Consider the following 16,719-nt stretch of genomic DNA (forward strand, 5'->3'; position numbering starts at 1 on the left):
AATCTATCATTGGGACTTCACGCCCTGCGTTTGTTTGGGGTCTTCTTCGGTGGTCAGCGGGATGCCCAGGTACCGGCCACGGATGGAGTCGATCAGGTGTCTGGCACGGATGGTCAAGGCGGTGTCCCCGTTGACGTCACGTTGCAGGCGTCCCTTGGTGACCAGAACGCCGAGGTCGGCGCCTTTCCAGCGGTAGTCGCCGGGTCCATAGATGCGCAGGAAGAATGCTTCGGAGTCGTTCTGCAGTTGGTGCCAGTCCAGTGCTGCCCGCCGGAAAACGAGTGAGCCGGCCGCGTCCAGGTAATACTGGCCGGTGTGCGGGGTCTCCACGAGTTGTTCAACGATGGGGGAGGTTTCCTTGATGATCATTTGGCTCCAGACGTCCCCGCCGGCCAGGTCCTCCCACCGCTGGTTGATCTCGTCCACGTCCAGTTCGTACTCAACGTCCATGTACTCGAGCAGGTGGAAGAGGAACAGCGGGACGTCGGCGTAGGCGCCGGCGGTGACGTTTGTGATCGCGGAGGCACCGCTGATTCTTGGGTTCAGTTCTCCCAGGTAGACCTCGTTGTCATCAGTGTCGATGAGTACGTCTACTTCGAAGAAGCCGCGGTAGCCTTCCTTGCCGAGCCGGTCACCCAGACGCCGCACCAGCTGCGTGGCCTTTGCCCGGCGTTCGGTGTTCAGCACGTCGGGGTGCATTTCGTTGCCGCACCAGCCGCCGCGGTAGGGGGTGAGTTCGGAGTATCCGGTCAGCTCGGTCAGGAACGGCCCCACAATTGTGCCGTTGCGGGTGATGACTGCTTCGACAGCGACCGGCAGGTTGTTGATTCGGCGCATGACCTTCAGGTCCTGGCCGACGATGTCGTCCTTGTGCTTGTCCCAGTCGGTTTCGGAGGAGATAAAGAAGGTCGTCTTCCCGGAATCTCCATAGGGTGTCTGGACCACCAGGTCCTGGCCGAGTCCCGCCTTGGTGGCAGCATCGAGGAGTTCGTCCCATTCATCGGCGGTGGTGAGGACGTTGGGGACGCTGGGGGCGCCTGCTTCGTTGCCCAGCTGAGTGGTGACGATCTTGGAGTCAAGGCGTTCGCGCAGACTGGCCGGCGGCAGGATGAGGTCGTAGCCGAGTTCGTCGCAGATCGCTTCGGTTTCCTCGTTGAAGAACACCATGGCGACTTTCGGGCGGACGCCGGGCAGGAGCCCGCGGGTCATGTGTGCGCGGACTTCGGCGTTGTTGAGCAACCAGTTGTTGATGGCTTCCCCGTCCGCAAATTCCTGGTACGGCTTATAGGCCGGGGAGAAAACCCGGGGGTGGGCACCGTCCCAGGCGTCGTAGTAGGTGACGTAGGAGAAGTTGCGGACCCAGCGGTCCAGGCCGAGCAGGTTGAACGGTGCTGCCCCGATGAAAAACACCGGAACGTCGTTCGTACGGAAGAAATGCCGGATTTCGGAGATGTTCTTTAGACCGCGTGTCGGGTGGGTAGCCGGGGCCGCGTCAGCGAACGCTGCATCCGTGCCGACACTGACTTCGGGAACATCGATGAACGGTGTTTCTGCCTTGATTGTTTGCGGATCGCGGCCGGCCGGGACAGGGGCCGTGGGCGGGGCAGTGGACTTTTTGCCGGTTGACTTGCTGGCTGGTGACTTGCTGCGGTTTTGGACCATGGTGCTGACCTCTTGGTTGATTCCGTGGACAGGTGGAGAAAGAAGGGCGGAGAGTTGTGTCTCCAAGGCCGGGGTGGGCTAGGTCTTGGGCACGAGACGCACACCTTCGAGGTTGGTGAAAACGCGCCGTTCACCGAGGTCTTCCCGAAGAATCCAGATGGCGTGGGAGTCGTGGGTTTTGTCGTCGACGACGGCTTGGAACTTTCCCATTTCGGGGTGTTGAACATGGACCTTGTCGCCGGGAGCGAGGGTTGTCCAGTTCTGGGCATCAATGGTTGTCGTGCTGGTCGCTACGGCGCTTGTGCGTTTCTTCATGCCTGTGATCTCCACTGAGTGTCGTTACGGTCTATGAGGTCCAGCGTGGAGTGGGCCACGCCCCAGGAGACTGTGACTCCTGAGCCTCCGTGCCCGTAGCTGTGGAAGATACGGGTGTTGTTCTGCCGGACCTCATCGAGCCGGACTGCAACCCTGCATGGACGGAATCCGACGGTGCTGCCGGAAACAGTCCCTGTGGCCAAAGCCGGGGCCAGCCGTTGAGCTGTGGCCAGGATCCGGCGGGCTACCCGCGGATCGGGAGCCGGGTCTGAAGTGTGCGCGTCGGCTGTGCCTCCGCAGATGACTGAGCCTTCACGCGGAATGATGTAAGCGGGACCGGCCGGGTTCGCATCGTCAATGATCCATCCCTCCGTTTCCACATCACGGACGGTGACGATCTGACCCTTGACAGGGTAAAGTCCCTCATCCTGGTGCAGCCCGTAACTGCGCAGACCGGTGGCCAGGACGATGTCGCCTTCGGCGGCACAAAGGTCATCGAGCGACGTCACCTGATGCCACTGGAAGGTAACGCCAAGCCGCTCACATCGCGCCACAAGCCACGGCAGGTATCGTTCCATCGAAATGACTGGCACGGTGCAGACCGTTCCGCCAATAGCATCTTCAGGAAGATCCTCCGGACTGGCCGGCCTTCGGCCTGGCACCGACTCCGGCCACGAAGGAGCCGGATGTCCTGACCGGTGGACGACCAGGCCTTCCAGCATCCTGACACCGCTTTCTGGTGCGAATTCGGCCATGCTGCTGAAGGTCCGGTAGCTGGTTCTTGCCCATGACAGCACCCGGGCCTTCGGCCGGGCGTGATACGGGGCCCAAATCGCTGCCGCGACAGCGGACACCGTGTCTTCCGGATGGTGGGCAGACACGACATTGACGTTGTGTCCGGCCCTCGCGGCGACACAGGCAGTGGTCAGTCCAATGACGCCGGCGCCGACGACTGTGAGCTTCTTCTGCGGCGGCTGGCTCATGATGAACCACCGTGGCCCGGGCTCGCCAGCGATCGGGAAGAAGCGCCAGCGCGCTCCCGGGGTGAGCGCTTGTTGGGTGACGTAGCGCGTCTGACGGGCATTCTAGACTCCAGTGATTGTCTTGCCGGATTTGCCGGGCATTGCGTCAGGTCTCAGCTGAGTGCCGTGACCTGCTTGGCGTGCCGGACCTGGTGTGTGGACTCGGCAGAAAGGATGGCTTTGCCCGGATTAAGCAGGCCTTGCGGGTCGAAGACTTCCTTGATCCTGCGTTGAAGGTCGAGGGATTCGACGGACAGTTCCCGGGGCAGCCATTGGAGTTTGTATTGTCCGATGCCGTGTTCGCCGGTGATGGTTCCGGACATGGCCAAGGCGATGTCGACGGATTCGTCCAGGGCAGCCTCCAGCCGTGCGACACCCTCTGAGGCTTCTTCGGGTTCGACCCAGAAGGTGGGGTGCAGATTGCCGTCCCCGGCGTGTGCAACGACTTTGAGGTGGACCTGGTGCTTCTGGGCCAAGCCTTCCAGGGCTCCGACGTAGTCAACGAGACGCGACCGTGGCACGGCAATATCTTCACCGACACGGAATTCATCATCGATTTCGTCGCCACGGCTGTGCCTGCGCAGGTGAAGGAGACGCTCGGCATAGCCTGCCGATAAGGAGTCGATGGCTGCCCCGAGTTTTGATAGTTCTGCCTTGATGACCACGGCCTCTTCAACCGACGCGCGTCCGTCCGTCTGGATCAGCAGGAGCGCGTTTCCGATGGATGTCAGCGATGTTCCGTGAGCCTTATCAAGGACCTCGAGGGTGGCGCGGTCCAGCAGTTCCATGATGGCCGGCTGCACCCGGGCCTTTCCGACGGCGAGCACACCGCGGGCAGCGGACGGGAAGTCCGGGAAGAACGCCGCTATCGTCTCCGTGTCTTGGGGAAGGTACCGCAGGCGAACGGTGATGCCGACGACGATTCCCAAAGTCCCTTCAGAACCGACAAACAGCCCCGTAAGGTCATACCCTGCCACCCCCTTGAAGGTCTTGTGCCCTGTGTTGATGAGGGTGCCGTCAGCCAAGACCACGTCCAACGCCAGAACGGAGTCACGGGTGACACCGTATTTGGCGCAGCGCAGGCCTCCGGCATTGGTTGCCACGTTGCCGCCGATCGTGGAGATCTCGTAGCTGGCGGGGTCGGGGGCGTACATCAGTCCGTAAGCTGCGACCGCCCGGCCCAGATCCGCATTGATGACCCCCGGTTCCACGACCGCCGTTTCGTCCTCGACGTTGATGTCCAGGATGCGGTTCATCCGTTCAAGGGAGAGGACCACGCACCCTTTGGTGGCGTGGGCCCCGCCGGAAACGCTGGTTCCCGCGCCGCGGGCCACGATGGGCGTCCCGCTGGCCGCCGCCGCCCGGACGATCAGCTGGACCTGCTCGATGTTTTCAGGCCACAGGACGGCCAGCGGTTCGTGGTAGTCCGTCACAGGTGCCCGGTCGATGGCATAGGTGGCAAGGTCACGGGTCGACGTTGACCAGCTGCTGGCCGGCAGGTTTCCGGATTCGAGCCAGTCATTGAAGGTCAGGCTCATGCCGCCACCTGATTCCCGGCGTCCAGAGCGCCTGAGCACAGCCTGTCCACGACAGCAGTGAGCATACGAGTACCGGCGGCGATGTCTTCGTCGTGGGTGAACTCGTGTTCGTTGTGGGAGATACCGTCCACACTGGGCACAAAGAGCATGACCGTGGGAACAATGTCCTTCATGTTCGTGGAGTCGTGGCCCGCCAACGTCTTGACCTTCGCGAAGGGGAATCCAAGTTCTTCGGCGACATCTGCCGCCAGCGCGACGCCTTCGGGCTGGTACGGGGTGACGGACCAGCAATGGGACGTCTGCTTTTCGATGAGGACGTTGGCTTTAAGCTCAATTTCGGAGATGCGCTCGTGCAGCATCCGGTCTGCTTCGGCAAGCACGGATTCATCCGCCGAGCGCAGATCCAGAAGAAGATTGACCTGACGGGCGACGACAACCGGTGAGTTAGGCAGCACATGCAGTTCACCCACCGAAGTGTGGAGCGGGGTTTCGGTGAAATGTTCGGCGACTTCCCGGGCTGCCACGATGAGCATTGAGGCTCCCAGAAGTGCGTCTTTACGATCGGCGATGACAGCGGACCCGGTGTGGGCCTGTTCACCGTGGACGACGAATTCGTACTTGTTCGCAGCCCAGTTCGAATCGACCAGGCCGATGGTCAGTCCCCGCTTCTCCATGGAACGTCCCTGCTCAACGTGGATCTCCGCATAGTACGATGCCTCCGGACCGCTGTAGTTTCCGCGGCAACCAACGGCATCAAGCGCCTCGCGGACACTAATCCCCGAGGTGTCGATGGTTCCGAGCGCGGCCTCGATGGGAAGCTTGCCGGTAAACACGGAGCTGCCCATCATCGATGGTTTGAAGCGGGACCCTTCCTCGTTGAACCAATTGACCACCGCCAGGTTGTATTTCGGTCCATTCCCCGGTTGCGCCCACTTCGCCCTGAGCCGGATCCCTGCGTGGGCTGCCGCCAGGACACCGTAGGCCCCGTCGTAGCGGCCCGCCAAGGGCTGGGAATCCATGTGCGAGCCGACGAGGACGTACGGCGCCCCGGGTACAGTCTCCAGGAGCCCGAATTGGTTCCCGACAGCGTCATATTGCACGCTGAATCCGTGTTCTTCCAGAAGCGCCTGAAGCCAGCGGCGTTGCTCGCCGTCGGCGGCCGTGGCCGCCTGGCGGTCCACCCCGCCGCCGGCGGTAGCTCCGAACTCGCTCATCCGGTAAAAGTCCGCCAGGAAGCTCTGGTCAAGGCTGGTGCTGATTGTCTCCGTCATGATGGTGCCCTTTCGGCTTGGTCGGTGGTGAGCAGGGTGCCGCTAGCGCAGCGAAGCAGTGACAGCCTTGATCCGGGTGTAGTCTTCAAGGCCGAAGATGGAGAGGTCCTTGCCGGTTCCGGATTGCTTGAAGCCGCCGTGGGGCGCCTCTGCCGGGATCACGTGGTGGCAGTTGATCCACACGGCCCCGAAGTCCAGGTCAACCGCAACGCGTGAGGCTGTGGCGAAGTCGCGGGTCCAGACACTCGAGGCGAGGGCGTAGACCGTGCCGTTCGCCAGTTCCAAGGCCTCCTCTTCAGTGTCAAAGGCCTGCACGGTGATGACTGGACCGAAGATCTCGCCCTGGACGATTTCGTCGTCCTGTTCCACTCCCGCGATGACGGTGGGGTTGAACAGGTAGCCGCTGGCTCCTCGGGTGCCGCCGCATAGGATGCGCGCCCGGTGGGGCAGCCTGTCGATGAACCCCTGCACCCGGTCCAACTGTGCCTGGCTGTTCAGCGGTCCCAGGCTTGCTCCAGTGTCCTCGGGACCGGCAGCCCGCAGTGAGGACGCTTCCGAGGCAAGGGCCGCGGCGAACGCGTCGTGGATGGTCCGGTGAACGAGGACCCTGGTGATGGCGGTGCAATCCTGGCCCGCATTGAAGAACGATGCTGCGGCCACTTCCTTGGCCACTGTGTCCACATCCACATCGTCGAACACGATCGCCGGCGCCTTACCGCCGAGCTCCAGATGCACCTCCTTAAGGGTCCCGGCCGCGGAGCCCATGACCTGGGACCCGGCGCGGGTGCTGCCGGTAATGGACACGAACTCGGGTACCGGGTGTTCCACCATCGCAGCTCCCGTTTCCCGCCCACCGCACACGATGTTCACGACGCCCTCAGGGAACACCTGCTGGGCCAACTCTCCGAGAATGATGGTGGACCACGGGGTGGTGTCGGCCGGCTTGAGCACCAGAGTGTTTCCTGCGGCGAGGGCGGGGCCGATTTTCCAGATGGCCATCATGAACGGGTAGTTCCACGGCGTGATCTGAGCGACCACCCCGATGGGTTCGCGCCGGATGGAGGACGTGTAGCCCTCGACGTATTCGGTGGAGGCTGTCCCGGACACGACGCGGCAGGCACCGGCAAAGAACCTGAGCTGGTCCGCGCCCCGCAGAATCTCCGTTTCCAGTGTCAGGGCCCGGGGCTTGCCGGTGCACGCTACCTCGGCATCGACCAGACGTTCGGCATTTGCCTCGATCAGGTCCGCCAATGCGAGCAGCATGGATTGGCGCTGCGCCGGGGTGGTCTTCCGGTAGCTGCGGAATGCCTCGGACGCTGCCCGGAATGCCCGGTCCACGACGCTGGCGTCACTGTCGGGCGCCTGCCCAATGATCTGGCCGGTGGCTGGATCGTAGAAGGGAAGGTATGCCTCGGCGGCGCTTTTGCTCCCGGAAATAATGTTGTGCAATACCGTAAGTTGCTTGGTTCCGGTGGTCATACTGGCTCCTCGGAAGATTTAGGGGCCCGTGTGGACGGGTCGGTGATGACGTGGACGACCGCGGGCAGGCCGCTGGCCGCAGCCCGGGTGAAGGCGTCCCTGAAGTCCTCGGTGCGCTCCACCCGCTCGCCGTGTCCGCCGAACGATCTGGCCCATGCGGCGAAGTCAGGGTTTGTCAGCTGGGTTCCGCTGGGACGGTCAGGGTAGTGGGCTTCCTGATGCTCGCGGATCGTGGCGAAGCAGCCGTTATCGACCACAACGGCGATAAAGGTCGCGCCGAAGCCGATGGCCGTGGCGATCTCCTGGCCGTTCATCATGAAGCAACCGTCACCCGCGACGGAGACCACGCGCCGGCCAGGGAAGATCAAGGACGCTGCCACGGCCGCGGGAATGCCCATGCCCATCGCACCGTTACGTGGCGCTGCGAGGGAATCCGCGGAGTTGTGCCGGAGGTAGCGGGCCGCCCAGACACTATGGTTTCCTGCGCCGTAGGTGATCACCGTATCCGGCTCAAGAATCCCCTTCAGCTCGGCCATGGCCAGTGAAAGATCGACGCCCAGGCCGCCGTCCGCCGACGGCGTGTTGAACAGTTCATAAGCTGCACGCAGGCCGCTCAGCCATGTTGTCTCGCGGCCTGCGTCAAGGGATCGGCCGGTCAGTTGCCCGACGAGGGCGTCGACGCCGGCGTTAATCTGTAGATCGACCCGGCCGAAGTGTCCAACGATATCCGGGTCCGGTCCCGCGACGATCGTTTCAACGCCCAAGCCCAGCTGGTAGCCGTCACTGAGAACATCCGACCGGACGCAACCGAGAAACACGAGCAAGTCAGCGTCCTCGACGGCCGCGGCAAGGTAATCGCCTCGGGAATACCCCAGGAACCCGACGTAGCTGCCGGAATCATGCGGAACCGCATCGTAGGCACGGAAGTCAGCCGCTACCGGGATGCTGTGCTGCAGCGACCAGGAGGCCAAGGCATCGGAGGACTTGTCGGTCCAGCCCTCGCCGCCGACAATGATCAGCGGCTTCTGTGCCGCTGAGAGCTTCGTGATGAGATCCTCAACAGCGGCTTCCGGCGCGTGCTGAACCGGAAGGGGCCTGGGTGGAACCGTGGCTGTGGTGATCTCGTGCACCAGAACGTCCTCGGGAAGGCCGATGACCACCGGTCCCGGGCGCCCGCTGAGCGCTGTGTGAATGGCGTCGTCCACGACCCGGGCTGCCGAGGCGGCGTCCTCCAGGGTCAGGACTTTCTTGGCGGTGCTTCCGAACCAGGCATTGATGTCGAATTCCTGGAAGGACTCTCGGCCCCTGTCTGCTACAGGAATCAGCCCGATGAACAGGATCAGCGGGGTAGCGTCCTGCCATGCGGTGTGCACGGCGATGAATGCGTTGGCGGCACCTGGACCACGGGTCACCATGGCGATGCCCGGCAGGTCGGTCAACCGGCCTTCGGCAAGGGCCATGAACCCGGCCCCGCCTTCATGCCGGGCCACGACGTTCGTGATGGGGGAATCGTGCAGTCCGTCCAGCACGTCCAGGAAGCTTTCACCGGGGACGCTGTAAACGCGTTTGACGCCTGAACGTTCCAATTGGCGGACAATGAGGTGCCCTGCTGTCGTGACCGTGCTCAATGCTTCAGTCCTTTCACGGGGATGCTCAGGCGCGGGACCAACAGGCCGGCCACGAGCGTGAAGAGTGCGACGGCCACCAGGATCAGGATGGCGGGCCAGATCTGGTCTCCGCTGGCGGCCAGGAATGCGGTGGCGATCAGCGGGACGAAGCCGCTGACCAGGCCGGCGGTGTTGGCCGCGATGGCCACGCCGGTGTAGCGCAGGTGTACCGGGAACAGCCCGGTGAGGATGACGCCTGAGATGGCGTATGGGATGGACAGTGCCGAGACGCCGATGATGATGGCAAGGACGACGAGCACCGGGTCCTTGCTTTCGATGGCCATGAAGACCGGGTATGCCAGGACGGCGGTCAGCGCACCGCCAATGACAGCAACCTTTGAGGCGCCGATCTTTTCACCGAGTCGGCCGGCGTAGATGAGGACCGGGATTTCGACGACGGCGGCCAACAGTGTGGCCAGCAGGAACAGCTTCGAGTCCAGGTGCAGGACGCGCACACCGTAGCTGATGACGAAGGTGGTGACGAGGTAGAAGCCGCCTACGCCCAGGAGGGTTGTAGCCATGCCGACGATGATCTGCGGGAAGAAGGTCTTCAGTACCTGCTTGATGGGCGCGCTTTCGGTCTCACCGTGCTCCATCACCTGGGAGAAGACAGGAGACTCTTCGAGCTTGCGGCGGATCCAGAGGGAAACGAGCAGCAGCGGAATGGCGATGAGGAACGGGATGCGCCAGCCGAAAGAGTCGAAGTCTGACTTGCTCATGCTCAGTGCCAGGAGGAAGAACCCGCCGGAGGAGAGAATCGTCGCGACTGGGGAACCCAGCTGCGGAACGGCGGCGTAACGGGACCTCTTGGCCAACGGGGCGTTTTCGATCGCGATGATCATCGCGCCGCTCCACTCACCACCTACAGCCAGGCCCTGTGCGAAACGCAATAGGATCAGGATGATCGGGGCTGCGATGCCGATGGAGAAGTAGTTGGGCAGCAGACCGATCAGACCGGTCACTGCGCCGATTCCCACGATCGTGATCATGAGGACCTTCTTGCGACCGACCTTGTCGCCCATGGCACCGAAGATCAGTCCGCCGAGCGGGCGTGCCACGAAGCCCACTGCCAGAGTGCCGAAGGCAGCCAGGGATGCAACGAGCGCGTTGTCACTGACGAAGAACTGAACGTTGAAAACGATGGCCGAGGCCGTGGTGAACAGGAAGAAGTCGTACCATTCAAGGGCTGTTCCGACGAACGCACCCAAGGCCACTTGTTTAGTGGTTCGCTCGTCGATTTCGACGGCGGCAGCTTCTTCTTCTTTGGCTGCTATCTCTGTCATTTGTTCTCCAAGACTTGGGTCGGAGTTTGGGGCTCGACCTGCGGATGTTCACTTCAGAATGACAGTGGATGCTTTCCAACGAAACGGCAGAAACACTCGGGAATTCCACCAAATGTTGTGCCTCGGCCCAATGCCTGGCGACCTGGATCGACCTACGCTTGAGCAATAGACGCGGAACTGTGCAATACGCGGTCACTCGCGTGTGAATGACTAAGTGGCGTGCCATCCCGGCGGGAGGCGTGCAACGCACCCGGGAGGTAAAAGCTATGGACGACTCGCGACTCAAACACTTCAGCATGTCCGAACGCTGGCTAGAGATCATCGACGACTTAGCCGGGCACACAGAACTTCTTGCTGACCGGTTCGTGGCGCGTGTCAAGACAATCCCGGGCTACGCTGACGGCATCGTCAGCGACGAGGAACTCCACTCCACTGCCACGGAATCGCTGCGTTTGCTGAATGAATGCATGGCAGACGGACAGCCCACGAAACCACTGCTGGCGCTGGCCGCTGATCTTGGCGCACGGCGGGCCCGGCAAGGCGTTCCGGGGGAATCACTCACTGCCGCCGTCCGGCTGGACTTCGGAATCTTCTGGACACTTCTTTTGGAACTTTGCGGGCCCGACGACGCTCCCCTGCTGGCTGCGCGGGTTGAGCTTGTCTGGCAGATCGTTGACGAGTACACCAGCCAGGTCCACGCCGGGTACCTGAGCGAGCGCATCCAAATGGCACAGGAAGAAAGTACGTTCCGCAGCGAGTTCGTCGCACGCTTGTTTGGCCGCACTGGCCAGCTCCCGGATGTCGTGGCCAGCGTTGCTGCAGCGTTGGGTGTTGAACCGGGTGGTACATTCTCGGTTGCTGCCGCAGCCGGGCAAGCCGCAGTGGCTCTTCGGAGCGAAACCACCAAGGGAATCATGTCCAAGGGATTCTTCTTGCACGAAAGTGACGGGATGACGTTTCTTTTCTGGCAGTCGACCAGATTGGGCCACGGCGGGATCGAAGTGCCGCTACCACGTCCTGGGATAGCCGATGTGGCATGCGGGCTCGTGTCTGATGTGCAGGGCCTCAGTAACGTCGTTCCCGCATCTCATACTGCTGCCGCACTGGCCCGCTTAGTGATCCGCGAAGACACTTCCCCGTTGACTGTCAGCCGATGTTGGACGCGGCTCGCCCGTGACATGATGCGCGAAGCCGGGCTCGATCTCCGTGCTGAGGTGAACGGAGCACTGGCGAAGCTGAAGGAACCCGAGCGCGAACGGCTTGAGGAAACTGCCCGTGAATACATGCGAAACGGCAGCACCGCTGAAACGGCGACGCTCCTCTATTGCCATCGAAACACCATTCTCAACCGTCTCAACAGATTCCGCGAAGTTACCGGTATCGACCTGCTGGTCCCTGAGCGGGCAGCACAACTTGTCGTTGCTTGGCTCTAGAAGGTGAACCTGGCCGAAGCAGCCCCCCGGATCGGGATCTGGAACGGGGCGTCCGTTGCCGGCAGCGGTCGAGGCCTGTTCACTTTGTCATTTGGCGGAAGCCGCCGCATTCCTGCGTCAGCTCCTGCCGATTGCATGTGCCATGCCGCCGGATTCTGCCAGTCGCAGTCGAAGCTGTTCATTTTGGAGCTGTGCTAGGTGAAGAGCCCCGACGAGGGCTTCGTTGTCTGCTTTCAGCTGCTGGATCACCTTTCTGTCCTCCTCCCGCAGCCGCTTCAGTCTGGCCGTCTCCCGCCGGATGCGCAGTTCGCCGTCTGGTGTCCCGCCGCGCGCCTCTACTTGCTCGTAGAAGAGGTTCTTCAGGTCGAGGTGGCGCTGGGTGAGCGCGTTCCGCGGCACTTCTGCTTCTGCTGCGAGGGCCACGATAGTCAGGGCCCCGTTGGAGTGCTCCGGTCTTCCGCCGAGGATTCGTTCCATGGCTGCCTGGATGCGGGCGCGTTCGTCGTGCGCGGGGCTCATCGGGTCTCCTCGAGAAGGATGCGGGAACGGTCGTGCTGGTCGGCCTCCTCGCGGAGCCGCCGGGCCCGCGCTTCCAGCCGGTGCCCGAGGGGCTCGGGGGACTTCAGGGCCTGCTTCGCCAGGGATTCCGCTTCCTGTCGCATCTGGTCTGCGTGATCGTCGGTTCGTGCGATGTTCGCGCAGGATGTGACACAGCGGTCCAGGCGCGGTGCTTCACGTTCGGTGATGCGGTTGCAGAGGGCACGGTCCGGTTTGTAGACGCACATGAGCATCGCGGATGGATTTTCGTAGATGGTTAGCGATGGGTTTTCCAGAAGCGCGCGGGCCTGCCTCGCGTTGACGATTGTGCCGGCGAATTCGGGGGCGTGCTGGGCGGCGTTGATGGCTCTGCGGGCTGCCGGGCCTGAGATGCCTGCGCCGTTCGCCAGGTCTTCGTTGAGCGAGGCCAGGGTGTCGGCTGCGGCGAGTGCTGTTTCCAGGTCGAGCAGGTCGTGCATTCCGTTCCGGCTCCGGGAGGCGTAGCCGGCGCTCATGGCGGTGCGCATGTGGCCGTATTGGACGGCGAGGGCGACGAGCCCGCCGGGGCGTCTGGCGATGTGCCATGCCATTGTCCGGCGGAACCGAGAAACGCCGATCGAGCCGTATTTGTCCTCAGGGACTGTCTCGTGGGGGCGGTCCAGGCTCTTGGCGAGGTTCGAAGCCCATGCGATGAACTTCTCGATGCGCAAATTCATGGTGTCGGGCGGCAAGTCGCCGAACAGGTATCCGTCGAGGTTGATCCTCTCGACTGTGCGGATGGCCCGGACCACCGGTTCGATGGCTACCCAGGGAACGTCGCGAATGGTTCCCTGCGGGACGTGGTTCCCGTCGTCGTTGACGGCCATTTTGTAAACGCGGCCGTAGATAAGGTGGCGCCCTGATTCCGGCTCCGGGCAGCAGCCACTTTCGAGTCCCTGGATTTCACGGGGCCTCATTCCCGTCAGGTATGAGACTACTATGTAGGCCGCGGTCGTCAGGTGGATCTTGAGGGCGCCCGCCTCGGAGTAGTCGATGAATTTCTTCCAGGGGCGGCCATCGACCGTGCCGGAAAGTTCGGTGAAGACGGGGGCCGGACCATCGGCGGATAAGAGCCGTTCCCGCCAGGGCCCTGCGATCACCTGATGGTGGACCTGATGGACCGCAGCCCCCGTCATGTAGGCGATGTACGTCGCAGCGAGTCCGGTCCGGTTCCCGGCCGCCATGCTCGGTGGCGAATCGCCGGCGGCGATGAAGCGCCCTAGGTAGTCCTCAAGCGCCGCCTGGCCTTCTGGAGTTGCGGGGTTCTGCCTGCTTCTGGCGAGTATCTCTTCCTTCCGAAGGACGGCAGTGAGGATGTCATCGGCGAAGTCGTCGATAACGCGCAGGGCCCAGATCAGCAGTGGTCCCATGGTTTCCGGGGTGATCGGCTCTGTCGAGTTCTCGGCCGTGGAAGACCCTGCCGGAAGGAAATCATCGGCGCCCTCGGTCAGCCAGGGCGGTTCGCAGAGCCCGACAGGGAAGGGGTTCGAGGAGTCCAAGGCCCAGAGCCGTGTCAGGGCCGCGAGGACTTTCTGGGCAGGGTTGCGCTGCATTGCCCGTTCCGTTGTGAGGTGGAGGGCGTAGGCTTGCAGGTCTGCCGGAGTGCAGTCGCGGAGGGATGAGATCCCCCTTTCCTGCAGCCATTGGCAGAATGCCCTCCATATCGCGACGGTGGGATACACGTGGCCGGGCGATACGGTGGTCCGCCACCGGGGGTGTCTGCCGATCAGGAAGCTGGCGGGCAGCGAGGTGTTGATCAGCAGCCACGTCAGGTGCCGCAGTTCCTCCCGGAAGGCTGCGGGCACAGTCTTCCAGTGAATCGTCGCGACTGATACGCCGGGGCCGTGCACCAGGGCTTCCAGGCTCCAGGACGGGTCCCCGAATCGGGGGACCGGGCCGGTGAAGCCCTCGGCGACCAGACCGGGCAGGATGGCATGGGCATGCGCTGCCGGGCGCGAAGCGGTCTCTTCAATTGCGAGGGTCACAGGTCGTACTGTCCTTCCAGGAGGCTACCGATGGTTGCTCTGTCGGAGGAGGTCACGCTGGCCAGGGCTTTCGCCCAGACCTGGTCACCGAGCCTGCGTTTGAGGTCCTCCAGGCGCGTGAACGGGTTGCCCCAGTCCGCTGCCCAGGTCTCGTCGCCCAGGACCGAACGCAGGCTGCCCAGCGAGAGGTGCAGGTAGGCCAGGCGTGGATGGTGCTTCGGGTGTATCCGCGCGTTCGGGCACGCCGTGCACATCAGAAACGAGGCACGGCATCCAGTCCCCTGGGCGCTGAATGGACTGTTCTTGTAGTCGCAGCAGGCAGCGGTGGCGGTCTCAAGGGAATCCGGGCGGGCCGTGTCGGCAAGCTGGGCGCGCAGGACGGTGTGCTGGGCGTGGGCGAGGGCGCTCTCGGCGCCCTGGGCAATGATCGGTGCGGATGCCTGCTGCACCTGGGGCTCGGGAAGGACATAGACCGCGTCGTGGGTGTCCTGGCTGTTCTGGCCGGGCTCCCTGCGATGCAGCACATTGACCGTCTTCCGCAGTCTCTGCAGGGGAGCGGCGGTCAGGCCGGTTTCCCGGAGCCAGGAGTCTTCCGCATTCTTCGTCAGGCCGATCCCGAATGGCGCCACGGGGGACACGTTCCTGGGCCCCGGCTGGGCGTTCCGCCAGATGAGAAGGAAGTCCAGGGTGCTGTCGGCGGCGGTGATAAAGGCCCGGGCGTGCGAAGTCGCCTCCAGAGCCTTCGAGATCAGCCGCCCTGGCGTGTCGGCGCCGGTGTCGGGGACATTCCGGGTCTCGAAGTGGCGGCCGGCTCCCCGCCGCCGCTTCTCCAGTTCCATCCGGTAGATCGGGAAGCCATCGGATCCGCCGTCCTGCAAGGCCCGCGGCGCGCGCATTTCCGACACCACCGTCGCGTTGAGTCCGAACTCCATCACGAGCAACACGGCCACGGCATACGCTTCGGACCGGCTCAGGAAAAGCCGCATCCACGTATGCCTGGCCTCGTCGCCTCCGAGGGCGGCAACGTTCCGTACCAGATTGCGGTGCCGCCCGTTGATGCGCCGGTGGGGGACGTAGCCGGTGCGGGCGAGCGAATCCAGGGCCTCTCCGATGAGCCAATCGCGGCTTTGCTGCTCGAAGGATCCCTCACGCCATCGCCTTAGAAGTTCTGTGTTGGCCCGGATCCTTAGGTGGGCGGAGCGGAACATCTTCCGGGCTGCGGTGCGTACTTCCTCGAATTCGTCCGGGGCCAATGCCCGCCCCGTGGACGTGACCGAGGGAAGTCGTCTGGCCATCGCGGACCTCGTCGCCTCGCTCAGCTCGTTGTGTCTCCTGAAGAAGCCACCCAGTGCGCTCACCTGTGAGTAGCCGTTGATGCCTTCCGGTCGGCGCATACGCCACCTGTTCCACAATGCCGGGGTGATGTCGACGAGGCGCTGGGGCGGATCGTCCTGTTCAGCGCAAAAGCGCCCGAATACGGTAAGGCGGAACCACATGGCTTTGCTTGACGGGAGGGAGTCCCACCCGCCGCCGGGTGCGCACTTCTCGGCGAACCAGCGAGCGAAGGCGCGCTGCAGTTCCGCGCCGACCGGGAGTTCGTCGAAGTTGAACGTGCCCACGCGCCCTTTCCTGTCGCGGTGCTCGACCTTTAGCCCGTCATGGGGCCGCGGAATCGGCCGGTGGTGGGGCTCCGGCGGCAGGGCCGCCCGGTGTCCCCGGCCGCTCACAGGGCCGCCTCGTCTTCAACCAGGTCCTGGATCGTGCCCGTTTCGGCTGCGAGCCGGGCGAGAATCCAGGAGACATCGTCGGCTGCCCCGGCCTCCGGGTCCCCCGCACCAGCCGAAGGTGAGGAGATCAGTGAGTGGAGCTGGAGGTCGGAGACCGGGGCCAGATAGATCCTACGGGTGGTTTCGACGTCCGCGTGGCCGAGCAGGTCCTGGACCATCCGCCACGGATCGCCGTAGAGGAGGCGGAAGTCCCGGCGCTCCTTCGGTGTCAGGCCGAGCCGGACATCCATCGCGTGGTGGAGGGCGACAAGCATGTAGAGCGCGAACGAATGCCTGCACATATGCGGGGTGCAAAACGGAGCATCACCCTTTTCTCCCGACAGGGTCTTCGCGCACCGTTCCGTGGCGGTCCGGAACACGCCCTCCCATGACGCCGGCCGAAACGGCAGACCGGACTCGTTGAGCCACAGCCACAACGGTTCCGGACCTTCGGGCCCTTCAGTGAAAAGAATCGCCCGTTCCTCGACACCTGCCCGGGCCAGGGCCGTCTCACCGAGCATTCCGTCACGATCACGCCAGCGGAGGACCGTCATCCGGTGCCCGGAGACCGACGTCACCAGACGCATCCGCGGCAGGACGTCATACCTGCCCTGCCGCTGGGCACGGCGGATCACCCGGGCCCTGCCGGAATCGCAGTACGCCTCGATCTCGCCAACCACCGACGCCGCCATGTAGAACGTGCGTGCACGCTTCGACTTCGT

At 63.5% G+C, this 16,719-nt stretch carries 12 protein-coding genes; 1 reads left to right on the forward strand and 11 read right to left on the reverse strand.

Annotated elements, in window-relative coordinates; translation table 11 throughout:
• Nucleotides 1–6: 6 nt before the first annotated feature.
• The 8 genes from D3654_RS03425 to D3654_RS03460 form a co-directional block, all read right to left on the reverse strand.
• The gene (locus tag D3654_RS03425; RefSeq protein WP_120520126.1) at nt 7–1,662 is read right to left on the reverse strand and encodes a biotin carboxylase; all 1,656 of its coding nucleotides are present in this window, start codon (nt 1,660–1,662) and stop codon (nt 7–9) included.
• A gap of 78 nt (nt 1,663–1,740) precedes the next feature.
• Nucleotides 1,741–1,977, reverse strand: a complete 237-nt coding sequence (locus D3654_RS03430) for a hypothetical protein (RefSeq protein WP_120520127.1) — start codon at nt 1,975–1,977, stop codon at nt 1,741–1,743.
• Nucleotides 1,974–2,960: an NAD(P)/FAD-dependent oxidoreductase gene (locus D3654_RS03435; RefSeq protein WP_120520128.1), complete on the reverse strand. Its 987-nt coding sequence runs from the start codon at nt 2,958–2,960 to the stop codon at nt 1,974–1,976. Before D3654_RS03435 ends, D3654_RS03430 begins: the two co-directional genes overlap by 4 nt.
• 152 nt (nt 2,961–3,112) lie before the next feature.
• Entirely contained in the window at nt 3,113–4,537 is a 1,425-nt protein-coding gene (locus D3654_RS03440; RefSeq protein WP_120520129.1) for an FAD-binding oxidoreductase, read from the reverse strand.
• Nucleotides 4,534–5,808 (reverse strand): M20 family metallo-hydrolase, encoded by a 1,275-nt coding sequence (locus D3654_RS03445; protein ID WP_120520130.1) that lies wholly within the window; start codon nt 5,806–5,808, stop codon nt 4,534–4,536. The genes D3654_RS03440 and D3654_RS03445 overlap by 4 nt, the downstream gene beginning before the upstream one ends.
• Nucleotides 5,809–5,850: 42 nt before the next feature.
• Complete coding sequence (locus D3654_RS03450; RefSeq protein WP_120520131.1) at nt 5,851–7,287, reverse strand: aminobutyraldehyde dehydrogenase; 1,437 nt, start codon at nt 7,285–7,287, stop codon at nt 5,851–5,853.
• Entirely contained in the window at nt 7,284–8,915 is a 1,632-nt protein-coding gene (locus D3654_RS03455) for a thiamine pyrophosphate-dependent enzyme (RefSeq protein ID WP_120520132.1), read from the reverse strand. Before D3654_RS03455 ends, D3654_RS03450 begins: the two co-directional genes overlap by 4 nt.
• Nucleotides 8,912–10,237 (reverse strand): MFS transporter, encoded by a 1,326-nt coding sequence (locus D3654_RS03460; RefSeq protein ID WP_120520133.1) that lies wholly within the window; start codon nt 10,235–10,237, stop codon nt 8,912–8,914. Before D3654_RS03460 ends, D3654_RS03455 begins: the two co-directional genes overlap by 4 nt.
• A 266-nt stretch (nt 10,238–10,503) precedes the next feature.
• Between D3654_RS03460 and D3654_RS03465 the strand changes: the two genes are divergently transcribed.
• Nucleotides 10,504–11,670 (forward strand): helix-turn-helix domain-containing protein, encoded by a 1,167-nt coding sequence (locus D3654_RS03465; protein WP_162943605.1) that lies wholly within the window; start codon nt 10,504–10,506, stop codon nt 11,668–11,670.
• Nucleotides 11,671–11,787: 117 nt separating this feature from the next.
• On the opposite strand, the gene D3654_RS03470 is transcribed toward D3654_RS03465, so the two are convergent.
• From D3654_RS03470 to D3654_RS03480, 3 genes are read right to left on the reverse strand one after another with little or no spacing between them, the layout of a single operon-like run.
• Nucleotides 11,788–12,189: a hypothetical protein gene (locus D3654_RS03470; RefSeq protein ID WP_120520135.1), complete on the reverse strand. Its 402-nt coding sequence runs from the start codon at nt 12,187–12,189 to the stop codon at nt 11,788–11,790.
• On the reverse strand, nt 12,186–14,231 hold the full coding sequence (locus tag D3654_RS03475) for an integrase (protein ID WP_120520136.1): 2,046 nt from the start codon (nt 14,229–14,231) through the stop codon (nt 12,186–12,188). Before D3654_RS03475 ends, D3654_RS03470 begins: the two co-directional genes overlap by 4 nt.
• The gene (locus D3654_RS03480; protein WP_120520137.1) at nt 14,228–15,850 is read right to left on the reverse strand and encodes a hypothetical protein; all 1,623 of its coding nucleotides are present in this window, start codon (nt 15,848–15,850) and stop codon (nt 14,228–14,230) included. The genes D3654_RS03475 and D3654_RS03480 overlap by 4 nt, the downstream gene beginning before the upstream one ends.
• Between the last annotated feature and the right edge of the window lie 869 nt (nt 15,851–16,719).

Source organism: Arthrobacter celericrescens, from assembly GCF_003614925.1.
GTDB lineage: Bacteria > Actinomycetota > Actinomycetes > Actinomycetales > Micrococcaceae > Arthrobacter > Arthrobacter celericrescens.